Genomic DNA, 26,899 nt, shown 5'->3' with positions numbered 1-26,899 from the left:
TTTATAACGCAGTTAGCGCTTTATTTAACCCGCTAGAAAGGGTAGATAGTTAAGTTAATCGGTAAACGTACTCGAAATACAAAGCACTCATAGTTGCGGCTAAAGTGGCTGTGATTATCTAGGCCGTAGACTCGCATTTTTACCTGACTTTGTTATATACTACTGCGCGTAGATAAAAAGGTTTATCTATGGTTACTTACATCATTGCCAATTGTAGTACTTAATTGATTTCCAAATGAATACAATTATGTACTGTAATTGGTACTTTGATGATGACTTATAAAATACATTTAAGGATTATTTTAAGTGCAAGCAATTATTAAAGAATTTCAACTAGGTCAACACACCGTTACCCTAGAAACAGGTGCAATTGCTCGTCAAGCAGACGGCGCAGTACTAGCAAGCATTGGCGACACATCAGTATTAGTAACAGTTGTTGGTAAGCGTGAAGCACAACCAGGCCAAGACTTTTTCCCATTAACAGTTAACTACCAAGAGCGTATGTACGCTGCGGGTCGCATTCCTGGTGGCTTTTTAAAGCGCGAAGGTCGTCCTAACGATGGCGAAACACTGATTGCACGTCTTATTGACCGTCCAATTCGTCCACTTTTCCCAAATGGTTTCGTAAATGAAGTACAAGTTATTGCGACTGTTGTTTCTGTAAACCCTGAAATCCAACCTGATATGGTTGCGATGATTGGTACTTCAGCAGCACTTGCTATCTCTGGTATCCCTTTCAGTGGCCCAATCGGTGCAGCGCGTGTAGGTTACATCAATGGTGAATATGTACTTAACCCAACACTAAAAGAGCTTGAAGAAAGCCAACTTGATTTAGTTGTTGCAGGTACTGATAACGCAGTACTTATGGTTGAGTCAGAAGCAGACGTACTTGCAGAAGACGTGATGCTAGGTGCGGTTGTATATGGTCATGAGCAATCTCAAGCTATTATCAACGCAATCAATGAATTCAAAGCAGAAGCAGGCAAGCCTACTTGGGATTGGACTGCTCCTGAGAAAAATGTAGCTCTTGAAGATAAAGTAGCTCAACTTGCATCAGAAAAAGTAGGCGAAGCTTACCGCATTACTGATAAAGTGGCACGTAAAGAAGCATTAACGGCAGCGAAAGACGCGGTTGTTGAAGCACTTACAGCTGAACTTGCAGAAGACGAAACGCTTGATAAGCAAGAAGTAGGTAAAGTATTCGGTTCACTTGAGAAGAAAATTGTACGTGGCCGCATTACAGCGGGCGAGAAGCGTATCGATGGTCGTGAACCAGACATGATCCGTGCATTAGATGTAATGACAGGCGTATTACCGCGTACTCACGGCTCAGCAATCTTTACACGTGGTGAAACACAAGCGCTTGTTACTGCAACACTTGGTACAGAACGTGATTCACAGTTAATCGACGATTTAACTGGCACACATAAAAATCACTTTATGCTTAACTACAATTTCCCTCCGTTCTGCGTAGGTGAAACAGGTTTTGTAGGTTCTCCTAAGCGTCGTGAAATCGGTCACGGTAACTTAGCTAAGCGTGGTATCCAAGCTGTAATGCCAACACTAACTGAGTTCCCTTACTCAATCCGTGTTGTATCTGAAATCACTGAATCAAATGGTTCATCTTCAATGGCATCTGTTTGTGGTACTTCTTTAGCACTTATGAACGCCGGTGTGCCAATTAAAGCGTCTGTTGCGGGTATCGCGATGGGTCTAGTTAAAGAAGACGAGAAGTTCGTTGTTCTTTCTGACATCTTAGGCGATGAAGATCACTTAGGTGATATGGACTTTAAAGTAGCGGGTACATCAAACGGTATCACGGCACTACAAATGGATATCAAGATTGAAGGTATCACGCAAGAAATCATGCAAATTGCACTTAAGCAAGCAAAAGCTGCCCGTTTACATATTCTAGGTGTAATGGACGAAGCAATTGCTGCGCCTTCTGAAGAGCTATCTCAGTTTGCTCCTCGCATTTATACTATGAAGATCCCACCGAAGAAAATCGCAGAAGTTATCGGTAAAGGCGGCGCAACAATTCGTCAACTTACTGAAGAAACAGGCACTACGATTGAAATCGAAGATGATGGTACAATCAAAATTGCAGCAACTGATGGTATGAGTGCACAAGATGCAATCACACGTATTGAGCAGTTAACGGCTGAGCTTGAAGTAGGCACTATCTACACAGGTAAGGTTGTACGTATCGTAGATTTTGGTGCGTTTGTTAATATCTTGCCAGGTAAAGATGGTCTAGTACATATTTCACAAATTAGCACTGAGCGTGTTAATACCGTGACAGATCATTTATCTGAAGGTCAAGAAGTGAAAGTTAAAGTACTTGAAGTAGACCGTCAGGGTCGCGTACGTTTAAGTATCAAAGAAGCAATGGAATCAGCAGCACCAGCAGCTGACGCACCAACAGACGCTTAATTGTTGATATTTAATTCAGTTAATTACTGGATAACATAAAAAGGGGCTGTATAGCCTCTTTTTTTATGCTTTAATGAAACCTCTGTGGATAGCACTTGTCTTATCTGTTTGCTACTTATCTTGGTATAAAGGATTTTAATGATACTTAAACACATAGCCTTGGCATCGTTAGTTATTTTGTCTTTAAGCGCCTGTCAATCTACTTCGCAAGCACAACCAACAGCAATTGTGAATGTGCCTTTTACTGCACCATTACCTTCTGATTTTCGTAGTGAAATTGCAATAGCGCGTTATTCTGAGTTGTTGAACCGTGCCGATTTAGCGCCAGATCAACAAGCAAAACTGTATTATGATCGTGGTGTCTTATTTGATAGCTTAGGAATGTCAACCTTGGCACGGATTGATTTTAATCGTGCAGTGCAATTGAAGCCAGATCTAGCTGAAGTGTATAATTTTTTAGGTATTCATCACACGTTGATGCAGCAATATGAAAAAGCTTATGAGTTTTTTGATTCAGCCTTAGAGCTGAATGAGCAACACGAATATGCTTATTTAAATCGGGGGATAGCACTTTACTATGGTGATAGGCCAAACCTTGCAGCGGCTGATCTTGAAGAGTTTCTAGCTCGCTCTCCGAGTGATCCATACCGAGTATTGTGGCTCTACTTAGCGCAAGCCGATGCTGATCCTGTGCAAGCGTTATCTGCTTTAAAAGCCAATGCGCAAGGCCTTGACGATAGCCAATGGGCATATGGGTTAATCTCTTTGTATATGGGTGATTTGAGTGAGGGGACTTTTTTAGCTAGCATTAGTGAAGGTGTATCAACTGAGCAAGAGTATGCACAACGCCTATGTGAAGCGTATTTTTATCTTGCAAAAATGTACCAAGCAAAAGGCCTAGATTACCAAGCGGCTGACTTTTTTCGTTTAGCGCTTGCGACTAATGTTCATGAGTTTGTGGAATATAAATATGCTCGCTTAGAGCTTGAGTTAATGGCTGGTGAAAACGCCAGTTAAATACTTTGTTAGCGTTGCTGTTATACTGACAGTTGGTTGCTTATCAAGCTCAGTAAATCAGCATCGCGATGTTGCTTTTTGGCATGCCCAACATTCCCCAAAGTCTATTTTACTCAATTATTATGGTTTTATTGCCGATTTTAATGCGCAATTAAATAACTTACCTGATCCTCATTTATACCAGCTAGCCTTAAATCAAGTGGTTGATGCTCAGTTTGCATGGGCATTACGATTGTTAAACAATGAAGAAGCTGACGCAGCAATGCCGTTTTGGCGTGCCAGTGTTGATCAGCAAGGTATTGAACAACGCCGCCAGCTCAGTGCTTCGTTATTTCGCTTTGAGCGTTGGGAAGATTTAGAATATTTAAACGAACAACAACTTTTACCTGCTGGCGATGTGGCTGAGCATTTAAAATTGCATCGCAGTGCGTCACCGCGACGAATAGAGCAAGGTTTTGCTAATGATGAAGGGTTTTTGTTGGATTTTTCACAACTTCAAGCAATGCCTCAGTGTCAGTATAATGTACTGATGATGACAGATCACCGTCTAGGGCTGCGTCAACTGAATGCACTATCACAACGGTATCGGCAACACCCGCAGCCTAGAGCCGCAAGTTTTTGTTTTAGTAAACCCATTTATTTAGGAAATACAATAGATTGCCAGCAGCAGCCTGACGCCGCTGCTCGCTGTAATTGGCACCCTTTCATTGCGGATAAAACATGGCCAGCAGGCTTTGACTTTATTGTAATGATGACCGCGACAGGCTTTGGTAATGTGCAAGGGGGAATAATGCACTTAAACTCAACGAGCCACTACGGATTATTTTTGCATGAGTTGATGCACTTTAATGGCTTTGAAGATGAATACGTGTTGCCAGCAGCAAAACAAGCATGGTTGTGTGATCAGCGAGGCTTAGTTGCACCTAATTTGTTTATTGCCAATGGTGTGGCTCCGCCCAAGGGCTGGACTTTAAGTGCTAGTTGTCAAAGGGGAAGTAAAGCTTATAAACCCAGTGCTGACTGGTCAATTATGCAATATCAAATATTGCCACTTTCTGAACAATATCAACAGTTATGGTTGCAAAAGATCAATGAGCCGCATTATCAGCCGGTGCGCTTTGCTGACTATTTTCAACAAATGGAACCTGCTATGGACTTTATCACCAAAATGACAAATAAAAATATTGCTGAGTAAAGTTGTGAATAATATGAAATCAGCGTTAAATTAGTACAAAATAGCAGCAGGTAGGAGGGCTAACTATAGACAAAATCGTCCCTGATCAGTATAACTATAACCACTATATGTGTTTTTTAAAGCTAAAATTAAACCATCTCAATGACCAGTACTAAACTAAAACTAACTAGCAGTGTATTGATACTCTTATGACTTCAAAAGGTTTCTCATTATGACTTTGCTCTGGATACCCTTGTTATCCTTAATTGGCAGTGTTATTTCTTCCTGCACCGGAAAACTGACTCGTAATCAATCTACGAGCTTAACTATGCTGGCACCGTTGTGTGCGTTAGCAATCACTATTTATCATGCGCCTACGATTTTAGCGGGTGAAACGCTCCGTTTTACTGCACAATGGATACCGGCATTAGGAATAGACATTGCTTTACGCTTAGATGGCTTAAGCTTATTGTTTATTTTTATGATCTTAGGGATCGGCTTACTGGTTATCTTTTATACTCGTTACTATTTGAGTACGAAAGACTCAATGGCAAAACTCTATAGTTATTTGATGCTATTTATGACAGCAATGCTTGGTATTGTGATGTCGAATAACGTTATTCAATTATGGTTTTTCTGGGAACTCACCAGTATTAGTTCTTTCTTACTTATTAGCTATTGGTGGCATAAATCTGAAGCCCGTAAAGGTGCTCGTATGGCACTGGCAGTTACTGGTGCTGGCGGCTTAGCGTTACTCGGTGGTTTGTTATTGATCGGAGACATTGTTGGTAGTTACAATCTTGATGTGATTTTAGCAAGTCGTGCGCTGATCCAATCACACGAACTGTTTGAAGTCGCTTTAGTGCTGATGTTATTAGGTGCCTTTACTAAGTCAGCGCAGTTCCCATTTCATTTTTGGTTACCACATGCTATGGCTGCGCCAACACCGGTTAGTGCTTATTTACATTCAGCAACTATGGTCAAAGCGGGAATATTTTTACTGGCGCGTTTCCACCCTGCGCTAGCAGGAAATGATACTTGGTTTATTTTAGTCGCCATGACAGGTTTAACCACCTTATTAGTTGGCGCATACATCGCATTATTTAAGCATGATTTAAAAGGCTTGTTAGCGTATTCAACCATTAGTCACCTCGGTTTGATCACTTTATTACTTGGTTTGGATACCGAACTTGCTACCGTCGCTGCGATTTTCCATATTATTAACCATGCCACATTCAAAGCCTCTTTATTTATGGCGACCGGTATTATTGATCATGAAACCGGCACGCGTGATATGCGAAAACTCAATGGTATGTGGCGTTTTATGCCTTACACGGCAACCCTTGCAATGGTTGCTGCGGCCGCTATGGCAGGGGTGCCATTGCTAAATGGTTTCTTATCAAAAGAAATGTTTTTTGCTGAAACCTTGCACCAACAAGTGCTTGGCTCAATGTCATGGTTGATCCCCGTATTAGCGACTCTGGCAGCGGCTTTTTCAGTGGCTTATTCAGCACGCTTTATCCATGATGTCTTCTTTAATGGTGACCCAATTGATTTACCGAAAACACCCCACGAGCCGCCGCGTTATATGCGTGTGCCAATCGAAATCTTAGTGGTGTTATGTTTGCTCGTTGGTATGTTCCCTAATTTTGTTGTCGATGGCATCTTATCTGCGGCATCGTTGGCTGTATTAGGGGATGCAACGCCTGAGTTTAAATTGTCAATTTGGCATGGCTTTAACTTACCTCTACTAATGAGCTTTTTAGCAACGTGTTGTGGTGTGTTTATTTACATTCAACGTAAGCACTTGTTTCAATTTCAAGCATCATTACCAACATTGAATGCTAAAAAGACCTTTGAAAGAGTGCTTTATATTGTTATCAAATGGAGCCAAGAGAAGATCCGCAGTACGGAAAATGGTTCATTACAGCGTTACATCGTCATTATGCTCGGTGTTGTTTTATTATGTGCAGGTTGGCCGCTATTTGAAATGGGGGCGCTGGCGGGAACAGCACCTCGCACGCCTATTGACTTCCATAATGGTATTGGCGCGGGCTTATTAATAATAGGTGCGATTAGCACTGTAATTTGGCATCGCTCTCGTATGGTATCGCTATTGATGATATCAATTGTGGGCTTAATGGTGTCGGTTGCCTTTACTCGCTTTTCTGCGCCTGACTTGGCATTAACACAATTAACTGTGGAAGTTGTGACGGTAATATTGCTAATGCTGGCATTGTTTTTCTTACCGCAACGTACACCAAAAGAGTCGAGCTCTTTACGCATTTTACGTGATTTAGGTATTGCCTCAGCAGTGGGAGTGGTCGTTGCGAGTATTTGTTATGCGCTGCTTACCCGTCCGCTTGAATCTATTTCCGACTTCTTTGTTGCTAACGCCAAAACAGGTGGGGGGGGTACCAATGTGGTTAACGTTATCTTGGTTGATTTTAGGGGCTTCGACACGCTAGGAGAGATCACCGTATTAGGTATCGCTGCATTAGGTATATATAAGTTACTTGCTAATTTACCACTGTTCATGCCTGCAAGTGATAGTGAAGGGCGTCCGTGGGCTCGTGAACGCTATCCAATACTACTTTCAAGTATCTCGCAAAGCTTATTACCATTAGCCTTACTGGTATCGGCTTATATATTCTTACGCGGACATAACTTGCCTGGAGGTGGTTTCATTGCGGGCTTAGTAACGTCAATTGCGTTTATTTTACAGTATATGGCCCGTGGCTCGGTGTGGATCACCTCTCGTTTTGATGTCAACTATCGCAAGATTATTGCCTCAGGTATCGCTATTGCCATGTTTACAGGTTTAGGCAGTTGGGCATTTGGCAGACCGTTCTTAACAACATGGTTTGATTACTTTGATATTCCATTCGTGGGTAAAACGGAGCTTGCCAGTGCCATCGTATTTGATTTGGGCGTGTACTTAACCGTAGTTGGTGCAACCTTAATGATTTTAGCAAGTCTTGGTAAGCTCACTGCTGATGCAGCTAAAGAAGAGGTCAATATTTAATGGAACTGTTATACGCATCGTGCGTTGGTGTATTAGTGACGTGTGGTATTTATTTACTTCTAAGGGCGCGTACTTTCCCTGTCGTATTGGGATTGACGATGATTTCCTATGCAGTAAATTTATTTTTATTTTCAGCAGGACGGCTCACAATTAATAAGGCTGTAGTGCTTGGTACTGGTGCTGATTATGCTGATCCTCTACCACAAGCGTTAGTATTAACGGCAATCGTGATTGGCTTTGCAATGACGGCATTCGTGGTGATTTTAGCTATTCGAGGTCGTGCGGATTTGGGTAATGATCATGTCGATGGTCACCTTGTGAAAACCAATAGCAAGGAGCACAAATGATTCAGCACTTGGCTTCATTACCCATCCTAATTCCAATGCTAGCAGGGATATTGTTGCTATTACCGCCATGCGGTAAAAGTATTCCTATTCGCCGTGTCGTGTCGACTGTGATGTCGATTATTACTGCCTGTATCAGTGCGGTGTTACTGGTTCATGTATATAGCTCAGGTCCCATGGTCTATGCTATTGGTGATTGGCAAGCCCCGTACGGTATTGTTTTAGTTGCTGATTTGTTGTCAGTATTACTGGTTGCTTTAACGTCATTTTTAGCTTTGGTTGTAGTGCTTTATAGTAGTGTTGGCGATGATGAGAAAGGCAGCTTTTTTCACCCGTTAGTGCATTTTTTAGTGCTAGGTGTAAATGGTGCATTTTTAACGGGCGATTTATTTAACCTGTTTGTATTCTTTGAAGTGCTATTAATCGCTTCATATTCGTTATTGATGCATGCAGGAGATAAACATAAAACCCGTGCCGCCTTACAATACGTAATATTAAATTTGATTGGCTCAAGTGTATTTTTGATTGCGCTGGGTATTCTATATGGCGTATTAGGCACCTTGAATATTGCTGATATGGCACTCAAAGTATCGCAGCTACAAGGTGATGACGTATACCTTGCGAAAATAGGCGGCTTATTACTTTTGGTTGTCTTTGCTCTAAAAGGCGCACTATTACCTTTGCATCTGTGGTTACCAAATACCTATGCCAGTGCTATGCCGGTGGTCGCAGCTCTGTTTGCGATTATGACAAAAGTAGGTGTGTACGCCATGCTACGAGTGTATACGGTTATATTTGGTGAGCAAGCAGGCTTATTGAATCATATGGCACAGCCTTGGCTGTGGGGCTTAGCAATAGCCACAATTATAATTGGTGCTATAGGTGTACTTGCGGCACAAGATTTACGTAAGCTAACCGCGAATCTAGTTGTGGTGTCAGTGGGTACTTTAGTTGCCTTAGTAGCGATTCAGCATGTGAGTGCAACGGCTGCCTTGTTATACTACTTAGTTCATTCAACCATTATATGTGCGGCGTTATTCTTATTAGCAGATCTCATTGCTCACCAGCGTGGCAAAGTGGCGGATCGTTTAGCTCCTGGGCGTGGGGTTGCACAACCTATCTTACTAGGTAGCTGCTTTATTGTTGCCGCTTTAGCTGTGGTTGGCATGCCGCCGCTCTCAGGGTTTGTTGGTAAAATTTGGATTTTAAAAATTACCCTTGATAGTGAGCGTGCACTGATTTTTTGGCCAGTGTATTTGATTGCCAGCTTTGCATTATTGGTTGCGCTTTCTCGGGCAGGTACTAGTTTATTTTGGGAGCGTAAGCACCAAGGTCGTGATCACCTTGAAGAAGAGCACGCTAAACCAATGCAAGTTATTGCTGTAATTGGTTTATTAGCATGTTCGCCATTAATGGTTATTTTTGCGGGGCCAATTTCCGAATATATGATAGCGGCTGCGACCCAACTACATGATATATCGGCTGGTATAAATACTGTTCTTAAGGGAGGCTTATAATGCGTTTAGAATCCCGTTTTCGTTGGTTACCTACACCATTTCGTAGTTTATTACTCTTTGTTGTGTGGTTACTTTTAAATAACAGTGTATCGCCAGGTCATATTATTTTGGCCGTACTGTTTGCCTTTTTTATCCCTGTGATCACCTTTCCATTTCGTGAGCCACAGCCGCTGATCATTAAACCGGGGTTAGCAGTTAAACAGTTTTTAATAGTGTTGTTTGATATTATTACGGCAAACTTACAAGTTGCACTGCTAATTTTAGGACCGGTTAAAAAGCTGCGTCCGGCATTTGTGAAGGTTCCACTCGATCTAACTCACGCAATGCCGATCACTATTTTGGCGAGTACAGTATCATTGACACCAGGTACAGTGAGTGCTGAAGTTTACCCTATACCAGAGTCATTACCGCCAGGTGAAGAGCCAACAGAGCGCTACTTATTAATTCATGTATTAGATTTAGATGATGAACAAGCATTGATCAATACCATCAAACAGCGCTATGAAGCCCCACTCAAGGAGATCTTTCAATGTTAGAAACGGTTTTTTTAATCGTCTTTGCTATGATTGGCCTATCACTGTTGCTTAATCTGTGGCGTTTAGTGGTTGGTCCTTCGGTGCCCGATAGAATTCTAGCGCTTGATACTATGTATATAAATACCATTGCATTGATCATTTTGTACGGTATGAGCATGGGGACAGGGCTGTATTTTGAAGCCGCGTTGTTAATTGCAATGCTTGGTTTTGTTAGCACCGTAGCGGTATGTAAATATTTGCTACGTGGCGATATCATCGAATAAGGGAGTACATATGTACAGTGAATGGCTAGTGTCTATTTTATTACTTATTGGTGGTGCTTTTATCTTAATTGGTTCGATTGGGTTAATTAAGATGCCTGATTTTTTTATGCGTTTGCATGGACCAACCAAAGCCACCACCTTAGGAATGGCTGGCGTGCTGATTGCCGCTATGGTGTTTTTTAGTAATGCACAAGATGGTATTAGTGTGAAAGAGCTATTGATCACCATCTTCTTGCTAATTACTGCCCCGATCAGCGGCTATATGCTGATAAAGTCAGCTATTCATCATAAACTAAAAGCCAAAGACGGCACTAAAGGCTTAGATAACGTTGAAGATGACTGATCAGCATTAAGTATGTTTAAGTTGATAGGCCCGTTAAGTTTACGCTAGCGGGCTTTTTATTGACCGTTATTATTTGTACACTCAAGCACATCATGAATTGCCATCACTAATAAATGCTAAAACGTAAAAAACTCATTATCGCGTACCTATTGATTATGTTGCCGCTGCTAGACAGCTTATTTATACCCCCCGCTTTTGGTCTGCAATGGCACAATGCAAAAACCATGTACTTGTTTAGCGCCTATTTGATACCCGTTAAATTATTGCTGGTGACTATTGGCGGTTTTTTATTAGTAAAGCAAGATCTGCAACATCAACAACAAGCTAGATCGTGGTATCACAAACTGCTTGATAGCCTAATTTTTATAGTGGCAGGTGTGCAGTTTATCGTGTTGGCGATTATAAGTGCTTTATATCTGGTGCTTGGCACCCAAGCGAACAACTATCAACAACAGGACAATATCAGTGTATATACCTCTGATATTGGCGCATTCGGTAAGGCTACCCATTATTTCTCATATCAGTGCACAGATGAATATGGCTTTTATACTTTAAACCCTATAGTGACTCTCGATTGGTTAGGGCATTTTAGTTTTAGCGTAAAAGGTAATACGTTAGTGATTAAGCATAATGATTATGCTGGTAAAGGCGATCAAATTAAGCGGGTGGACTTAACAGGGTATAGTTGTGAGAATTAAATTCCTACGTTATGTAGTTATTGAATGCAGCTGCCTCACGGCCAGCTGCAAACGTGGTTAGTTAAGTTAGTCTTTATCAGTATCTAACATGTCATCGTGTTTTGCCATGTCCCATGGAAGTTCACCTGGGCTGTTATCTAAAAAGTGCAGGTAGTTTTCAAACTGATCAAGTATATCTTTAACAATATCATCTTCATTAAAGCCATAAATGTCGTAGGATAAACCCCCACGACGTAAAAATACCTCAGCTCGATAGTAAAGTTGAGGATCATCATTAGTGGGTTTTAGCTCTGCGTAGGCGAAACTAGGAGTCGCATGCTCTGTGAGTCTAATATCGTACACAAAGTCAACATGGTTATGCCTTAATACAGTTAGAAATGCGCGGCCCATGACATCGTCAAACTCAACTACAGCTTGCCATTGACGAGTTTTTAATTCCGCTTGTACTGATTTCATTGCGTTGATGACAACCTGGCCTATAAATTCATGCACAGCACTTTTCTCAGGGTATGTAACCATTGCAGCTAAGCGTCGTTTCCAGTGCGAAAGCTCGGTGTTTTTATTAGTCAAAGTATGTGCTTGTAAGCTGTTATCTCTGTGTCCTTCAATTCGTAATGCACGCCAAAGGCCTACGGTTGCTAGTAACATAATTACCGCAAAGGGCAGCGCACTGGCGATTGTCATGGTTTGCAATGCACTTAACCCCCCTGCAATTAATAGCACTGCCGCAACAGTTCCCTCTAGTACAGCCCAAAAAACACGTTGCCAAGCTGGTGTATCGACACTACCACCAGAAGCTAATGAATCTATAACAAGCGAACCTGAATCAGAAGACGTGACAAAGAACGTAATGATTAAAATGACGGTTAACAGCGAGATAAAGAATGACCAAGGCAGCGCTTCATAGAGTTGAAAGAGCGCGACGGCATGATTTTCCTGCACATCAGCAATGAGGGTATCAAAGCCTTCATTCATGATGAGATTTAATGCAGTATCACCAAAAACAGAGAACCATAAGAAAGTAAAGATCGTCGGCACTAGCATAACCCCAACCACAAACTGTCTAATGGTGCGACCGCGGCTAATTTTAGCAATGAACATGCCGACAAACGGCGCCCAAGCGATAGTCCAGCCGAAGATAAATAAGGTCCAATTTCCTATCCAATCGCTACGGCTATAAGCTTGTAAATTGAAAGTACGCTCCACAATACCACTTAAGTAACTTCCGGTGTTTTGCAAAAAAGACTCTAAAATATGAATACTTGAACCGACAAAAAAGACAAACGTCATTAAAGTGATCGCTAACACCATATTTAAAATAGACAGACGCTTTACCCCCTTATCCATACCAGCCACAACAGATAGTGTTGCTGCGGCTGTTATTAGTGCAATCGCAATAATTTGTACTGTGGTACTTATCGGGATGCTGGGCCAAAGATAATGTAAGCCTGCATTAATTTGTGTGACTGATAGGCCAAGTGTGGTTGCTATACCAAATAGGGTTCCTAAAATCGCAAATACATCCACCGTATGACCTATAGGGCCGTGAATTTTATCTCCAATTAATGGGTATAAAGCAGAGCGGATAGATAAAGGTAGACCATGGCGAAAAGCAAAATAAGCCAATACTAAACCTACAATGCCGTAGATTGCCCAGATATGAAAACCCCAATGAAAAAATGCTATTTGCATGGCTTGCTTAGCCGCATCGACGGTTTCTGCTGCGCCACTGGGAGGGGAAGCATAGTGTAACACCGGCTCAGCTACCCCAAAGTAGAGTAATGCGACACCGTAACCGGCTGAGAAAAGCATGGCAAACCATTCAGGAAAGCTATATTGGGGCTGTGCGTGATCTGGGCCAAGTTTTATATTGCCCCAACTTGATGCGGCAACAGAGACTATAAATACCAAAAAAATAGCGACAGATAGCATATAAAACCAACCAAAGGTTTCAGTTATCCAAGATAAAGTAACACTAAATGCTTCACCAGCAAGTTCAGGGTTACTAATAGTACCGAGCACTAAACACAAAATGATTAACACTGCAGGTAAGAATACAGGCAGCAAAAGAGTTGAGCGAAAGGTCTTTTTCATCATATATTGATCCTTAATATTGAGAGCTAACTTTAAAGCATGCTTACTTACCTTATTACATCTAACGAGTGCTGGCTAATTTAGCCGCTTGTTTTCTTTACCCAAATTAGATAAAACTACATAGCTTAGTTGCTCCACTGGGTATAAAAAACTGCGCACAATATAATTGTAGATACCTAAATGCTAAAAATTAACCGGATTTAAAAACAATGGAAAAGTTGATAGATCAACATGGAGAAGCGCAGTTTGGGATTTTTCCACAAAGCGTTAGCGATATTAACTATTTGGATTTTGATCTTCGCAACAGTATGGGAAAACCTAAAGGGTCTTTAGCGAAAAAACTTCATTTTAATCAATTTCAATTTATTAGTTTTACCTGTGACACACTTATTATTGGCTTGGCTATCGTTGACTTGAAAATTGCTAGTAACTGTTTTGTGTATCTATTTGAGCCTGATACTGGGAAGTTTGAGGAGTTTAGTTTTACCAATTTACTTGCCTTCAACACCGCTATTGATACCAAACCAAACACTGGCAGTGCGCATTTTTATAAGGGCGCAAATAGTGTCGTTATCAGCTGTGAACACAGTCATCAGCGTAAAGTAACGGTTAATTTAAAAGCCGGTTTGAAAATCCACGCCGTCATTAATGAATCAGTAAATTACAATCCTCTTGCAGTGTGCGTACGAGCAGGATTTACCGGTTTTCATTTTACCCAAAAAGCCGCTGCACTGCCTTGTTCGGGGATTGTAAAATGGCAGGGGAAGAAAATGGATCTTGAGCAAATAAAAGCACAGGTAAGCGTAGATTGGAGCGCAGGCTTTATGCGCCGAGAAACTTATTGGAATTGGGCAAGTTTAGCATGTATTTTAGATGATGGCCGTCGTCTAGGTTTAAACCTTGCTGCAGGAGTGGTAGAAACAGGTTTTACCGAAAATGCGCTGTGGCTCGATGGCAATTTAACTAAAATAGATATGGTTGATTTTAAGTTTCAGCGTTATGTCGATAAGAATGATTGTACACAATGGCAACTTCGTTCAAACGACGGCATTATAAATCTCACCTTTGAACCTGCAGGTAAACGCCAAGATAAAACTAACTTATTCATCATCGCCAGCAATTTCACGCAACACTTCGGCCGCTTTTATGGCCAAATAGCGCTCGAAAATGAAGTTATCACACTCGACGGAGAGTGGGGACTTACCGAAGATCATTATGCGAAATGGTAGAGAGGAGTATTTTTAGCAGTCAGCCGTCAGCCGTCAGTTAAGTGATCTGACTGGGAAAAGTAAACATTTGGTTTTAACTCATTAATTAGTATTGAGTGAAAATAAAATAGCTGGGAGTGATGTCCTCAAACCCAGCTATTAACTCAAATCAGCTGATCGCTGACGGCTGAAAGCTTACAGCTCTTATTCGTCTATTGAGCGTAGTAGGGCGTTAATCCCCACTTTTTCGCGGGTTTGTTGATCAACTTTTTTCACGATAATAGCTGCGTATAGGCTGTGAGTACCGTCTTTTGATGGAAGTGCGCCAGGTACAACTACGGCACCTGCTGGTACACGGCCGTAGTGGATTTCGCCGGTTTCGCGGTCGTAGATACGCGTGCTTTGGCTGATGTAAACGCCCATTGAGATCACAGCGCCTTCTTCAACTACCACGCCTTCGACGATTTCAGAACGTGCACCAATAAAGCAATTGTCTTCAATGATAGTAGGGTTAGCTTGTAATGGCTCTAAAACGCCCCCTATGCCCACACCGCCAGATAAGTGAACATTCTTACCGATTTGTGCACATGAGCCTACAGTGGCCCAGGTATCAACCATGGTGCCGTCATCAACGTAGGCGCCAATGTTTACATACGATGGCATCAATACAACGTTTTTACCTACGAAGCTACCTTTACGGGCTACTGCATTTGGTACTACACGCATACCGCCTTGTTGGAATTGTTCCGGCGTGTAATCGCTAAATTTAAGCGGTACTTTATCGTAAAACTGGTTTACGCCATCGTTCATTGGTTGATTATCACGAATGCGAAACGACAATAACACGGCTTTCTTAAGCCACTGGTGGACTACCCATTCACCACTGATTTTTTCAGCAACACGCGCAGCACCGCTATCAAGTAGTTCAAGTACATCAATAATGGCTTGTTTTACGTCGCTTGATACTGTGCTTGGGCTAATGCTATCGCGATTATCCCAGGCGTTTTCAATCGTTGTTTTTAAATCTGACATAAGGTCCTCTTATTCGGTTTCTGCGTTGAGTTTTCTACGCAATGCTTGGTGAATTTTGGCTTGTTCTTCGTCTGTAAGTGCTTGGTATTCGTTATTTGATACCACGAAGAAATCTTCTGCACGCTCACCCACTGTGGTGATCCGTGCTGCGTGTATATGTAATAAATGCGCTTGGAATACTTCGGCTATCTTAGTTAATAGACCTGGAATATCCACCGCTTGAATTTCGATTAAACTGCGATCTTTACGCGGGTGTGGGCGTAAAATGATCTTAGGCTTAATATTAAAGTCTTTAAAACGCTGAGAGCGATTCTTTTTAAAGCGAATCTTCTTTTTCGGATCAGCAAGAGCTTGATCAAGACCCCGTTTGATTGATTGTGCTTGAGCACTGGCAATTGGATCGCCACTGACTTCAAGTACCACAAAACTAAACAATACATAGCCGTCACGTGTGGTGAGCACTTGGGCGTGTTGAATTTGCGCTTTTTTAGAGCCAATAACACTCACTAAGCGAGCAAATAAACCACCAGAGTAAGGACTATAAACAAAAATTTGTGTGCCGCCGTGCATGGCTGTATCAGATACTGCAACACTTGCTTGACTTAAATCGTCACAGTTGAGTAAGTGTTCAGTGTGCCATGATAATTGTTGCTCGCTAAAGGCAGTAAAGTAATTAGCTTTAAAGCGGCTCCAAATTAAATCAATCTGATTTTCATCATAACCATTATTGATAAGGCGTTGCTTGGCTTGGTGCTTTTTGTCTCTAATTTGGTCGCGCTGATCCATTGGGTTTTCAAGCCCTAACCGCAAAGCGCGCTGGGTGTGTAGATACAGCTCACGCAGTAGGGTGTTTTTCCAATCATTCCACAAGTTGTCGTTGGTGGCACGTATGTCGGCAACCGTCAAACAGTATAGGTAATCAAGCTGACGCTCTGTTTTGACTCGTGTGGCAAAGTCTTTAATCACATCAGGGTCGTTAATATCTTTACGCTGTGCAGTCACAGACATAAGTAAATGATTACTAACCAACCAAGCAATTAGTTTTCCATCAGAAGCCGAAAAGCGATGCAACTTAGCAAAGGCAATCGCATCCACTGACCCTAATTCTGAGTGATCGCCACCGCGACCTTTGGCAATATCGTGGAAAATACCAGCCAAATAAAGTAATTCGGGCTTATCCATACGGGTGACAATTTCACAACAAATAGGAAATTCTGCGATGTTGTCTTTACCAAAATACTGATAAATATTATTGATCAGTTTATGGGTGTGCTCATCCACGGTATAGGCATGAAAAAGGTCAAACTGCATTTGTCCAAAAATATTACGCCACTGCGGTAAATACGCTGCTAACATGCCATGCTTGTGCATAAGTGTAAATGCACGGCCCATGCCGTTAGGGTGTTTTACTAGTCGTAAAAACGCTTCTCGACAGGCTGCATAATCTTGTAAATCACCAAGAAGGCGACGACGCACTTGGCGAATGGTTCGAATAGTACTTGGGTAAATATGGGTGATTTCAGGGTTGTCAGCAATGTGTTCAAACAGCACAAATAATTGATCACGGCGAAAAAATACCGACGGATTTTTTACTCGGATCTGATGGCCAACACGCTCAAAATTGCGGTCAAGTTCAATAACCGCTTGTTCGTTACTTTCAGGCAAAATACTTTGCTCAAAATACGACAGCAGCATTTGGTTCAGCTCACGGACACGGCTCATAATTCTGAACAAACGCTTCATCATGCGTTCGACAGACGCTTTACCATCACTGCCAAAACCAAGGATATCGGCAGCTAATGGCTGGTGATCAAATAGCAAACGGTTTTCAGAACGCCCTGCGGCTAAATGGAGTGCAAAGCGAATATTCCAAAGGTTTTCTAAACACTCTGAAAGCTCTTGGTACTCTTCATGAGTTAAATAGCCGTGACTAATTAGCTCTTGCAGTGTTTCGGCTCTAAAGTGCTTTTTAGCAACCCAAATAATGGTTTGTAAATCGCGCAAACCACCTGGGTTTTCTTTAATATTGGGTTCGAGATTGTATGCTGTGCCGTGGCATTTTTTATGGCGTAATTGTTGCTCGTTAACTTTTGCCAAAAAGAATTCATCTGACTGCCAAATTGGAGTGGCGAGAATATGAGCTTTGAGTTTTTCATATTCGATGTGATTACCAAATAGTAAGCGGCTTTCAAGTAAACTAGTGGCAAAAGTGACATCGTCACGTTTTTGTTCGATAGCTTGCTCTATGGTGCGAACACTGTGACCAATCTCCAGATTAAGATCCCAGAGCATAGTGACAAACTGGCCGATTTTTTCACACACCTCATCGCTCGGTTGTTCTGTTACTAATAATAAAAAGTCAATATCAGAATAAGGATGCAGTTCTCCACGGCCATAACCGCCAACAGCGATCAAGGCTAAATCTGGTTCATGAGCTAAGTCAAAAACATGAAATAGTTTGATCAGCAGGCGGTCAATAAACTCAGCCCGGGCATTAATCAAATTACCGACGGGTTGCTTTGAAAACTCATTTTGTAACCATTTATAAAAATAATTAGAACAGTCGCGGTAATCAGTGAGTTGCTCAGCATCGCTAAGCAACTTTTTTACTTTATTGGGTAATGCCACGTGGGCTGGCTCCTAATGTTCGATGATCCTGTCTATTGTATCATCTGATCGGAGCGTTAAAATTTCAACACCATTTTCAGTAACAAGTAGTGTGTGTTCCCACTGCGCTGACAAAGAGCGGTCTTTTGTAACGACAGTCCAGTCATCTTTGAGCAGTTTACATTGGCGTTTACCGGCATTAACCATCGGCTCAATTGTTAAACACATACCTGCTTTGAGTGTTTCACCAGTACCAGCACGACCATAATGCATTACTTGCGGCTCTTCATGGAACTCTGCGCCAATGCCGTGACCACAATATTCACGAACAATTGAGTAATTAAAGCTTTCTGCATACTTTTGAATGGCTTCACCAATATCACCCAAACGTACACCTGGTTTTACCATTTTTATTGCTAAATAAAGGCTCTCCTGGGTCACTTCAGCAAGGCGTTTACCTTGAATGTTTGGGGTGCCAACATGAAACATTTTTGAGGTGTCGCCATGATAGCCATCTTTGATCACAGTGATATCAATATTGACGCTGTCGCCATTTTTTAAGGGTTTGTCGTTTGGAATACCGTGACAAATAACATGGTTTACAGACGTACAAATTGATTTTGGAAAGCCATGATAATTTAAAGGGGCAGGGATTGCTTTTTGTACATCAACAATATAATTATGACAAATTGTATTTAACTCATCAGTGGTTACACCCGGCACGACATGTGGCTCTATCATTTCGAGTACTTCTGCCGCTAAGCGCCCGGCAATACGCATTTTCTCTATTTCTTCAGGGGTCTTGATCACAGCGCTCATGGAGGCTCCATTATCGAGTTTTATTGCATTTATCGCCGCACAATTTTTGCGCGCGACGTTGAATATTTGTTTTTAATATGGTATAAAGCGCGCCGTCTTTTTACAAATAAATTCTTAAATGATTTTTTGTACTTAAGGCAAACACAATTTTATTTTAACACACACACGTATCGTCACATACACTTGGGTGCATTTGAAGTTTCATTTAACTTCAGTGTTGGTGCTATGGGATATGTGGAGGCCTAACCCTAAACTAAACAGAGGAAATACAAAATGGCAAACGTTTCAATGCGCGATATGCTTCAAGCTGGTGTTCACTTCGGTCACCAAGCACGTTACTGGAACCCTAAGATGAAGCCTTTCATCTTCGGTGCACGTAACCGTGTTCATATCATCAACCTTGAGCAAACAGTACCAATGTTCAACAACGCACTTAAGTTTTTAACTGGTGCTGCGTCAAACAAAGGTAAAGTTCTTTTCGTTGGTACTAAGCGTGCAGCAAGCGAAGCAGTTAAAGATGCAGCGATCGCAAGTGATCAGTATTACGTAAATCACCGTTGGTTAGGTGGTATGTTGACTAACTGGAAAACAGTTCGTCAATCAATCAAGCGTCTTAAAGACCTTGAAATCCAAAGCCAAGACGGTACTTTCGAGAAGTTAACTAAGAAAGAAACGTTAATGCTTAACCGCGAAATGGAAAAGCTTGAGAAGAGCCTTGGCGGTATCAAAAACATGGGTGGTCTTCCTGACGCACTTTTCGTTATCGATGCAGACCACGAGCACATCGCTATCCGTGAAGCTAACAACCTAGGTATCCCAGTTGTAGCGATCGTTGATACTAACTCTAACCCAGACGGTGTTGATTTCATCGTACCTGGTAACGATGATGCGATCCGTGCTATCCAGCTTTACACTGGCGCAGTTGCAGCAGCAATCACTGAAGGTCGTGAGAGCAATCTTGTTGCTCAAGCTGAGAAAGACGACTTCGTAGAAGCTGAGTAATTAGCTGTCATCAAGTCTTCACCTAAATTTAGGTGAAGACTTGCTATTCTTGTAGAGCGGGTAACCCGCTTATCTAAAACCTGTATTCAGATTTGAGGATTTACTAATGGCTGTAACTACTGCCCTAGTTAAAGAATTACGCGAGCGCACAGGCGCTGGCATGATGGATTGTAAAAAAGCGTTAACTGAGACTGATGGTGACATCGAGTTAGCGATTGAAAATATGCGTAAGAGCGGTGCTGCAAAGGCTGCTAAAAAAGCAGGTAACATCGCTGCTGAAGGTACTATCATCATCAAGCAAAACGCGGGTGTTGCAGTACTAGTAGAAGTTAACTGTCAAACTGACTTCGTAGCAAAAGATGCAAGCTTCTTAGCATTTGCTAACAAAGTTGCTGACGCTGCTATTGCTGAAACGATTGCTATCGAAGACTTACAAGCTAAGTTTGAAGACGATCGTGTTGAGCTAGTAACTAAGATTGGTGAAAACATCAATGTACGTCGTCTACAGTACATCGCTGGCGAAACGCTAGTTGAGTACCGTCACGGTGAGCGTATTGGTGTTGTTGTTGCGGGTGTTGCTGATGAAGAAACACTTAAGCACATCGCAATGCACGTTGCTGCTTCAAACCCAGAATACCTAACGCCTGCTGATGTACCTGCTGATGTTGTTGAAAAAGAAAAGCAAGTACAAATCGATATCGCGATGAACGAAGGCAAGCCAGCTGAAATCGCTGAGAAAATGGTTGTTGGTCGCATGAAGAAATTCACTGGTGAGGTTTCTCTTACTGGTCAAGCTTTCATCATGGAACCTAAAAAATCTGTTGGCGAAATTCTTAAAGAGAAAAACGCAACAGTTACTGGCTTCGTACGTGTAGAAGTTGGTGAAGGTATCGAAAAGAAAACAGAAGATTTTGCTGCTGAAGTAGCTGCGCAGATTGCTGCCGCTAAAGGTCAATAAAATCGATTTCCTTTGACTAAAAAGTAAGTTAGATGAAATTTATCTGTTATTTGCTTTTGCGTCATCGCTGAAAATTCTTTAAAATAACCGCGCTCATTATGTGAAAATCATAAGCGCGGTTATTTTTTATCCTTTTTTTATAAAGTTGGCCCAAATATATGACTATCAATCGTAAACCTATTTTTAGACGCGTTCTTCTCAAATTAAGCGGTGAAGCACTAATGGGAGACGAAGGCTTCGGCATCGACCCAAAAGTATTAGACCGCATGGCGCAAGAAATTAAAGAGCTTGTAGAACTCGACGTAGAAGTGGGTTTAGTTATCGGTGGCGGTAACTTCTTACGTGGCGGCTCACTTGCCGAAGCTGGCATGAATCGTGTGGTTGGCGACCACATGGGTATGTTAGCAACAGTAATGAACGGGCTTGCTATGCGCGATGCACTACACCGTGCATTTGTAAACTGCCGCTTGATGTCAGCTATCCCACTAAATGGTGTATGTGATGCGTACAACTGGGCCGAAGCAATTAGTTTATTAAAAACGGGTCGTGTTGTTATTTTTGCAGCCGGTACGGGTAACCCATTCTTTACTACGGATTCAGCAGCGTGTTTACGTGGTATCGAAATTGAAGCGGATACCGTGATCAAAGCAACCAAAGTTGATGGTGTTTACAGTGATGATCCGGTGAAAAATCCGGAGGCGACACTTTACCGTCACTTGAGCTACAATGAAATCATTGAAAAAGAATTAAAAGTAATGGATCTTGCGGCATTCACATTGGCGCGCGATCATAATATGCCATTGAGCGTATTTAATATGAATAAATCAGGCGCATTAAAGCGTGTAATTATGGGCGAAGAAGAAGGCACGCTTATTTCTTCACAAGCCTCAGATGAAGTTATTAACTAGATTAGGATTGAACCGTGATAAACGATATTCAAAAAGATGCTGCAGAACGCATGCAGAAAAGTGTAACGGCACTTAGCAGTCAATTATCTAAAATCCGTACTGGCCGTGCTCATCCGGCAATATTAGATGGTATTATGGTGCCGTACTACGGTGCACCAACGCCATTAAATCAAGTTGCCAATGTAACAATTGAAGACTCTCGTACGTTAGCATTAAGTGTATTTGATAAGTCGCTAGCACAAGCGGTAGAAAAAGCGATTATGGCGTCTGATCTTGGTTTAAACCCAATGTCAGCAGGTTCAGTGATCCGCGTTCCACTTCCTCCGCTAACTGAAGAGCGCCGTAAAAACTTAATTAAAATCGTTCGTGGTGAAGTTGAAAGTGGCCGTGTTGCAATCCGTAATATTCGCCGTGATGCCAATGGCGATGTGAAAAGCTTATTGAAAGATAAAGAAATTTCTGAAGATGAAGCGCGTCAATCTGATGATGCAATTCAAAAGCTTACAGATAAGTTCATTAAAGAGATGGATACTCAACTAGCGGCGAAAGAAGCCGAGTTGATGGAAATATAAGCAGTTAAATAACCTGAACTTGGGTTAAGAAATATATTAGTTTTGAAACGTCGTCTAGGGTATACTAGGCGGCGTTTTTTTATGGAATACTCGATATTTATGGTTCTTAACGCTGATAAAATTTCCCAGCAATGTTTACCCAAGCATGTCGCTATAATCATGGATGGCAATGGTCGTTGGGCACAAGCCAAAAATAGGCCGCGTGTATACGGTCATAAAAAAGGCGTGGATGCGGTTCGCCACTCTGTGCAGTTTTGTACTAAATTGAAGATTGAGTCATTGACTCTGTTTGCGTTTAGTAGTGAGAACTGGCATCGCCCCGAAGATGAAGTAAGCACCTTGATGGAGTTGTTTTTGTATGTGCTTAGTAAAGAAGTCAAAAAGCTTCACAAGAACAATGTAAAGTTAACCATCATTGGTGATTTATCTCGTTTTTCAGAAGCTTTACGAAGCAAGGTCGATGCTGCACATGAGTTAACGGCAAATAATACGGGCTTACAACTTAATGTGGCTGCAAATTATGGTGGTCGATGGGATATGACCAATGCTGCAAAGCAGGTAGCCAAAAAAGTTGCAGCTGGGGCAATAAACCCTGATGATATTACAGAGCAAGTCTTAGCTGCACATATGAGTATGCAGGACCAAGCTGAACCTGATTTATTAATACGCACAGGTGGCGATTTACGTATAAGCAACTTTTTATTATGGCAAGCCGCTTATGCTGAACTTTACTTTACCGATACGCTTTGGCCTGACTTCAATGAAGCTGCTTTTGCTGATGCTATCGCTTGTTACGTTGCCAGAGAGCGACGATTTGGTTGTACGGGCGAACAAATAAAACAATTACTCGCCGAAACCTAATTAAAAGGGTAACACTTTGCTAAAACAACGAATTTTAACCTCTTTAGTGCTAGCTCCTTTGGCATTGATACTGGTTTTTTATACTCCACTGACACTGTTTAGTTATATTGCCGGCGCGATTGTTTTATTAGGCGCATGGGAGTGGTCTGCATTTATGGGGCTATGCGATAAAGTTAAACGTTTTTCGTTTGTGCTATTTATTGGCTTATTACTGGTGCTGCTTAATTGGCACTGGCCCATTGATGAGTTGTGGACTGATGGGCAGCTGGTTGGGGATGCAAATTATATCTTCACATTGTCATTTTCATGGTGGATTGTCGCGACATATCTAGTGTGGCGCTATCCTGCAATGGCTAAAGCATGGAATGAAGGCATTATGATGCGTGCTATTGCGGGTATTCTTACCTTAGTCCCATTGTGGCTTGCGCTAAATACACTACGTAGTGCTAATTATGAGCAGTCGACTCATTTTGGTTCAATGCTCATTTTGGTGGTTTTAGGGATTGTTTGGAGTGCAGATATTGGCGCGTATTTTACTGGTAAAAACTTTGGTAAACATAAATTAATGCCTAAAGTAAGCCCCAATAAAACGATTGAAGGCCTTGCTGGTGGCGTTGTTGCAGCCGTTATTTTTGTCTTAGCATTTTGTCACTTCACTGATGTTGATATGTCTGTGTGGCCAATCTACGCCATTATGACTATGTTTATCGCCTTATTTTCTGCCATTGGTGACTTACTTGAAAGTATGTTTAAACGCGAGGCCGGCCTTAAAGACAGTGGCTCATGTTTACCGGGTCATGGGGGGATTTTAGACCGCCTTGATAGTCTAACTGCTGCCGCACCTATTTTTGTTTTATGTTATGCATGGACATTGAGTCTATGAGTTGTAAACAACAACTAGTGATATTAGGTGCAACCGGTTCAATCGGGCTAAGCACCTTAGATGTTGTAGCGCGCAATAAAGAACAATTTTCGGTATTTGCGCTTACCGCAGGTGGTAATAGCGAGCTAATGGCGCAATTATGTATTACTCACCAACCTCGTTTTGTCGTCATGGCAGACGATAGCGCTGCGGGTAAATTAAGTCAGTTGTTATCTGGCAGTGGCTGTAAAACAGTAGTACGCAGCGGCGTTGCTGCAATGAGTGAACTAGCTGCACATCCAGATGTTGATGCGGTAATGTCCGCGATTGTCGGTGCAGCAGGACTGATACCCACACTGAGTGCGATAGAGGCCGGAAAAAAAGTATTATTGGCCAATAAAGAATCGCTTGTTATGTCAGGGCAGTTGTTTATTGATAAAGTTAAGCAACACAAAGCCACATTATTACCCATTGATAGCGAACATAATGCCATTTTTCAGTGCCTGCCAAGTGCGCTACAAGGCTCTAAAGGCAATGCTCAACTTCATGAACACGGCGTAAGTAAAATTTTACTTACTGGCTCTGGCGGGCCATTTTTAACCCATGATATTGATACCTTAAAAGATGTGACGGTGGCGCAAGCGGTTGCGCATCCTAATTGGTCAATGGGGCAAAAAATTTCGGTTGATTCAGCCACTATGATGAATAAAGGCTTGGAGTTTATAGAAGCCAAGTGGCTGTTTAACTGTGCAGCGAAAGATATTGATGTGGTGATCCACCCGCAAAGTATTATCCACTCTATGGTGCAGTACCAAGATGGCTCAGTCCTTGCGCAAATGGGCAATCCTGATATGCGTACGCCCATTGCCCATGCATTGGCTTATCCAGCTCGTATTGATGCCGGTGTTACACCACTTGATTTCTCCCAACTTGCTGATTTTACCTTTACCAAACCTGATTTTGCTCGTTATCCTAATTTGCAACTAGCAATAGCGGCTTGCGAAACTGGGCAGGGGGCGACCACCACCGTTAATGCAGCAAATGAAATTGCTGTGAATGCATTTTTACAAGGGCAAATCGGCTTTACCGATATCTACCGTGTTAATTCGCAAACACTCGAAAATACGGTTGATGTAGATGTACACACGCTTGATGAAATTCTTGAGTGTGATCGTTTAGCTCGACTTCAAGCAGCGCAAATTATTGCAAAGGTGATCCGCTAATATGTTCGATTTTTTGTGGAATTTAGGCTCTTTTATTTTAGCCTTAGGTATTTTAGTCACTGTGCATGAATATGGGCACTTTTGGGTTGCTCGCAAAGCGGGCGTCAAAGTGTTACGTTTCTCAATTGGTTTTGGTAAGCCATTGATAAAGTGGCACGATAAGCACGACACCGAATATGTCATTGCTGCAATTCCCTTAGGTGGCTACGTGAAGATGCTGGATGAACGTGTTGATGACGTGCCCGCTGAGCAGCGTCATTTATCGTTTAATGCTAAGTCGGTTCAAGCACGTATTGCTATAGTCGCTGCAGGACCAATGGCAAATTTTATTTTTGCTATTTTTGCTTTAGCAGTCATGTACATGGTGGGTGTGCAATCAGTTAAACCCGTTGTTGGTTCGATCACACAAGGTAGTCGTGCAGAGCAAGCGGGTATTATGCCGAGTCAACAGATTGTAAAAATTGGCGACGATACTATCGCGACGTGGCAAGATGCTACATTTGCATTAATGGCAAGTTTAGGTGAAAAAAGCGTCGCTGTTACTGTACGCGATGAACAGTTTCAAGAACAGCTGAAAACGATCAATATTGATGGTTGGAAGTTGGATAAGCAAGATGTACCACCATTAGCATCTTTGGGTATAGTGCCGTATCGCCCGCAGGCGACATTAACCGTAGCAACCATTTCCGCAAACTCTGCTGCCGCCGCCGCTAATTTACAGGCGGGGGATGAAATTATCGCTGTAGATGGCGAAACAATGACCGATTGGAACCAGTTAGTTAAGGTTATTCAGCAATCCGCTAACAAATCATTACAATTTAGTGTAAAAAGACAAGATACTATAAAAAGTATAAACGTTACGCCACAAGGGCAACGTAATAATAATGGTCAGTTACAAGGCTTTTTAGGTGTCGCGCCTGTGGTTGAAAAGTGGCCAGAAGGTTACATTGAAACTAGACATTATGGCCCACTCGATAGTATGGTGCTGGGCGTAAGTGAAACATGGCGTTTGATTAGCCTTAGTTTTGACATGATTGGTAATTTAATTACTGGTCAAGTGTCAGTGAAAAATTTAAGTGGTCCAGTAGGTATCGCTGTCGGTGCGGGAACCAGCGTAAGCTATGGCTTAGTGGCATTTTTAAGCTTCTTAGCATTGATCAGTGTAAACTTAGGCGTATTTAATTTATTGCCGTTGCCAGTACTTGATGGCGGGCACTTAATGTATTACATAATTGAACTTTTTCGTAGAAAGCCGGTCTCTGAAAAGACACAAGAATTTGGTTTTAAAGTGGGTGCCTTGTTACTCATTTTTCTTACATGTTTCGCTTTGTTCAATGATGTATCGCGATTATAGCAATTGCGACAGTCTCGAATTAAAAACACGATTGTAAAACACCGCTAAA

23 protein-coding genes are annotated in these 26,899 nt (G+C 41.9%); 19 read left to right on the top strand and 4 right to left on the bottom strand.

Annotation, left to right across the window (positions count from 1 at the left end; translation table 11 throughout):
• Positions 1 to 306: 306 nt before the first annotated feature.
• From pnp to CWB85_RS10305, 10 genes are all read left to right on the top strand, one after another.
• Entirely contained in the window at positions 307 to 2,433 is a 2,127-nt protein-coding gene (pnp, locus tag CWB85_RS10350; RefSeq protein WP_138554812.1) for a polyribonucleotide nucleotidyltransferase, read from the top strand.
• 138 nt (positions 2,434 to 2,571) lie between these two features.
• Complete coding sequence (nlpI, locus tag CWB85_RS10345) at positions 2,572 to 3,450, top strand: lipoprotein NlpI (RefSeq protein WP_138554811.1); 879 nt, start codon at positions 2,572 to 2,574, stop codon at positions 3,448 to 3,450.
• A complete protein-coding gene (locus CWB85_RS10340) occupies positions 3,434 to 4,645 on the top strand; it encodes a hypothetical protein (protein ID WP_138554810.1) in 1,212 nt (403 codons plus the stop codon). Before nlpI ends, CWB85_RS10340 begins: the two co-directional genes overlap by 17 nt.
• A 211-nt stretch (positions 4,646 to 4,856) precedes the next feature.
• A complete protein-coding gene (locus CWB85_RS10335) occupies positions 4,857 to 7,649 on the top strand; it encodes a monovalent cation/H+ antiporter subunit A (RefSeq protein ID WP_138554809.1) in 2,793 nt (930 codons plus the stop codon).
• A complete protein-coding gene (locus CWB85_RS10330; protein WP_016707654.1) occupies positions 7,649 to 7,996 on the top strand; it encodes a Na+/H+ antiporter subunit C in 348 nt (115 codons plus the stop codon). The genes CWB85_RS10335 and CWB85_RS10330 overlap by 1 nt, the downstream gene beginning before the upstream one ends.
• Positions 7,993 to 9,510 (top strand): monovalent cation/H+ antiporter subunit D, encoded by a 1,518-nt coding sequence (locus CWB85_RS10325; RefSeq protein ID WP_016707653.1) that lies wholly within the window; start codon positions 7,993 to 7,995, stop codon positions 9,508 to 9,510. The genes CWB85_RS10330 and CWB85_RS10325 overlap by 4 nt, the downstream gene beginning before the upstream one ends.
• Entirely contained in the window at positions 9,510 to 10,046 is a 537-nt protein-coding gene (locus CWB85_RS10320) for a Na+/H+ antiporter subunit E (RefSeq protein WP_016707652.1), read from the top strand. Before CWB85_RS10325 ends, CWB85_RS10320 begins: the two co-directional genes overlap by 1 nt.
• The gene (locus CWB85_RS10315) at positions 10,040 to 10,309 is read left to right on the top strand and encodes a K+/H+ antiporter subunit F (RefSeq protein WP_016707651.1); all 270 of its coding nucleotides are present in this window, start codon (positions 10,040 to 10,042) and stop codon (positions 10,307 to 10,309) included. The genes CWB85_RS10320 and CWB85_RS10315 overlap by 7 nt, the downstream gene beginning before the upstream one ends.
• A gap of 10 nt (positions 10,310 to 10,319) precedes the next feature.
• Entirely contained in the window at positions 10,320 to 10,652 is a 333-nt protein-coding gene (locus CWB85_RS10310) for a Na+/H+ antiporter subunit G (RefSeq protein ID WP_016707650.1), read from the top strand.
• Positions 10,653 to 10,765: 113 nt separating this feature from the next.
• A complete protein-coding gene (locus tag CWB85_RS10305; RefSeq protein ID WP_138554808.1) occupies positions 10,766 to 11,350 on the top strand; it encodes a hypothetical protein in 585 nt (194 codons plus the stop codon).
• A gap of 66 nt (positions 11,351 to 11,416) precedes the next feature.
• Here CWB85_RS10305 and CWB85_RS10300 read toward each other — a convergent pair whose 3' ends face one another.
• Positions 11,417 to 13,447, bottom strand: coding sequence for a BCCT family transporter (locus tag CWB85_RS10300; RefSeq protein ID WP_138554807.1), 2,031 nt, complete (start codon positions 13,445 to 13,447; stop codon positions 11,417 to 11,419).
• 206 nt (positions 13,448 to 13,653) lie between these two features.
• Between CWB85_RS10300 and CWB85_RS10295 the strand changes: the two genes are divergently transcribed.
• Positions 13,654 to 14,673 carry a DUF2804 domain-containing protein gene (locus CWB85_RS10295; protein WP_138554806.1) on the top strand — a complete coding sequence of 340 codons (1,020 nt, stop codon included), beginning with the start codon at positions 13,654 to 13,656 and terminating at the stop codon, positions 14,671 to 14,673.
• Positions 14,674 to 14,856: 183 nt separating this feature from the next.
• Here CWB85_RS10295 and dapD read toward each other — a convergent pair whose 3' ends face one another.
• Genes dapD through map form a run of 3 tightly spaced genes read right to left on the bottom strand, consistent with a single transcriptional unit; the run spans position 14,857 to position 19,110 of the window.
• Positions 14,857 to 15,684: a 2,3,4,5-tetrahydropyridine-2,6-dicarboxylate N-succinyltransferase gene (dapD, locus tag CWB85_RS10290; RefSeq protein WP_138554805.1), complete on the bottom strand. Its 828-nt coding sequence runs from the start codon at positions 15,682 to 15,684 to the stop codon at positions 14,857 to 14,859.
• Between the two features lie 9 nt (positions 15,685 to 15,693).
• A complete protein-coding gene (gene glnD / locus CWB85_RS10285) occupies positions 15,694 to 18,312 on the bottom strand; it encodes a [protein-PII] uridylyltransferase (RefSeq protein ID WP_016707645.1) in 2,619 nt (872 codons plus the stop codon).
• Positions 18,313 to 18,324: 12 nt separating this feature from the next.
• Positions 18,325 to 19,110, bottom strand: a complete 786-nt coding sequence (gene map / locus CWB85_RS10280; protein WP_016707644.1) for a type I methionyl aminopeptidase — start codon at positions 19,108 to 19,110, stop codon at positions 18,325 to 18,327.
• Positions 19,111 to 19,383: 273 nt separating this feature from the next.
• On the opposite strand from map, the gene rpsB reads away from it, so the two are divergent.
• The 8 genes from rpsB to rseP all read left to right on the top strand — a co-directional run bounded on the left by rpsB (position 19,384) and on the right by rseP (position 26,850).
• Complete coding sequence (gene rpsB / locus CWB85_RS10275; RefSeq protein WP_016707643.1) at positions 19,384 to 20,112, top strand: 30S ribosomal protein S2; 729 nt, start codon at positions 19,384 to 19,386, stop codon at positions 20,110 to 20,112.
• A gap of 106 nt (positions 20,113 to 20,218) precedes the next feature.
• Complete coding sequence (tsf, locus tag CWB85_RS10270; protein ID WP_016707642.1) at positions 20,219 to 21,070, top strand: translation elongation factor Ts; 852 nt, start codon at positions 20,219 to 20,221, stop codon at positions 21,068 to 21,070.
• A gap of 158 nt (positions 21,071 to 21,228) precedes the next feature.
• Positions 21,229 to 21,978 (top strand): UMP kinase, encoded by a 750-nt coding sequence (gene pyrH, locus CWB85_RS10260; protein WP_016707641.1) that lies wholly within the window; start codon positions 21,229 to 21,231, stop codon positions 21,976 to 21,978.
• 50 nt (positions 21,979 to 22,028) lie between these two features.
• Positions 22,029 to 22,550 (top strand): ribosome recycling factor, encoded by a 522-nt coding sequence (gene frr, locus CWB85_RS10255; RefSeq protein WP_374954830.1) that lies wholly within the window; start codon positions 22,029 to 22,031, stop codon positions 22,548 to 22,550.
• An 81-nt stretch (positions 22,551 to 22,631) separates the two neighbouring features.
• Positions 22,632 to 23,411 (top strand): undecaprenyl pyrophosphate synthase, encoded by a 780-nt coding sequence (gene uppS, locus CWB85_RS10250; protein ID WP_016707639.1) that lies wholly within the window; start codon positions 22,632 to 22,634, stop codon positions 23,409 to 23,411.
• A gap of 16 nt (positions 23,412 to 23,427) precedes the next feature.
• Positions 23,428 to 24,294: a phosphatidate cytidylyltransferase gene (locus CWB85_RS10245; RefSeq protein WP_016707638.1), complete on the top strand. Its 867-nt coding sequence runs from the start codon at positions 23,428 to 23,430 to the stop codon at positions 24,292 to 24,294.
• Positions 24,291 to 25,496 (top strand): 1-deoxy-D-xylulose-5-phosphate reductoisomerase, encoded by a 1,206-nt coding sequence (gene ispC / locus CWB85_RS10240; protein ID WP_016707637.1) that lies wholly within the window; start codon positions 24,291 to 24,293, stop codon positions 25,494 to 25,496. Before CWB85_RS10245 ends, ispC begins: the two co-directional genes overlap by 4 nt.
• A 1-nt stretch (position 25,497) precedes the next feature.
• The gene (gene rseP / locus CWB85_RS10235; protein ID WP_138554804.1) at positions 25,498 to 26,850 is read left to right on the top strand and encodes a sigma E protease regulator RseP; all 1,353 of its coding nucleotides are present in this window, start codon (positions 25,498 to 25,500) and stop codon (positions 26,848 to 26,850) included.
• The last annotated feature ends 49 nt before the right edge of the window (positions 26,851 to 26,899 follow it).

This window comes from Pseudoalteromonas sp. S1727 (assembly GCF_005886375.1).
Taxonomy (GTDB): Bacteria; Pseudomonadota; Gammaproteobacteria; order Enterobacterales; family Alteromonadaceae; genus Pseudoalteromonas; species Pseudoalteromonas haloplanktis.
This window is presented reverse-complemented; position numbering and strand designations above follow the sequence as displayed.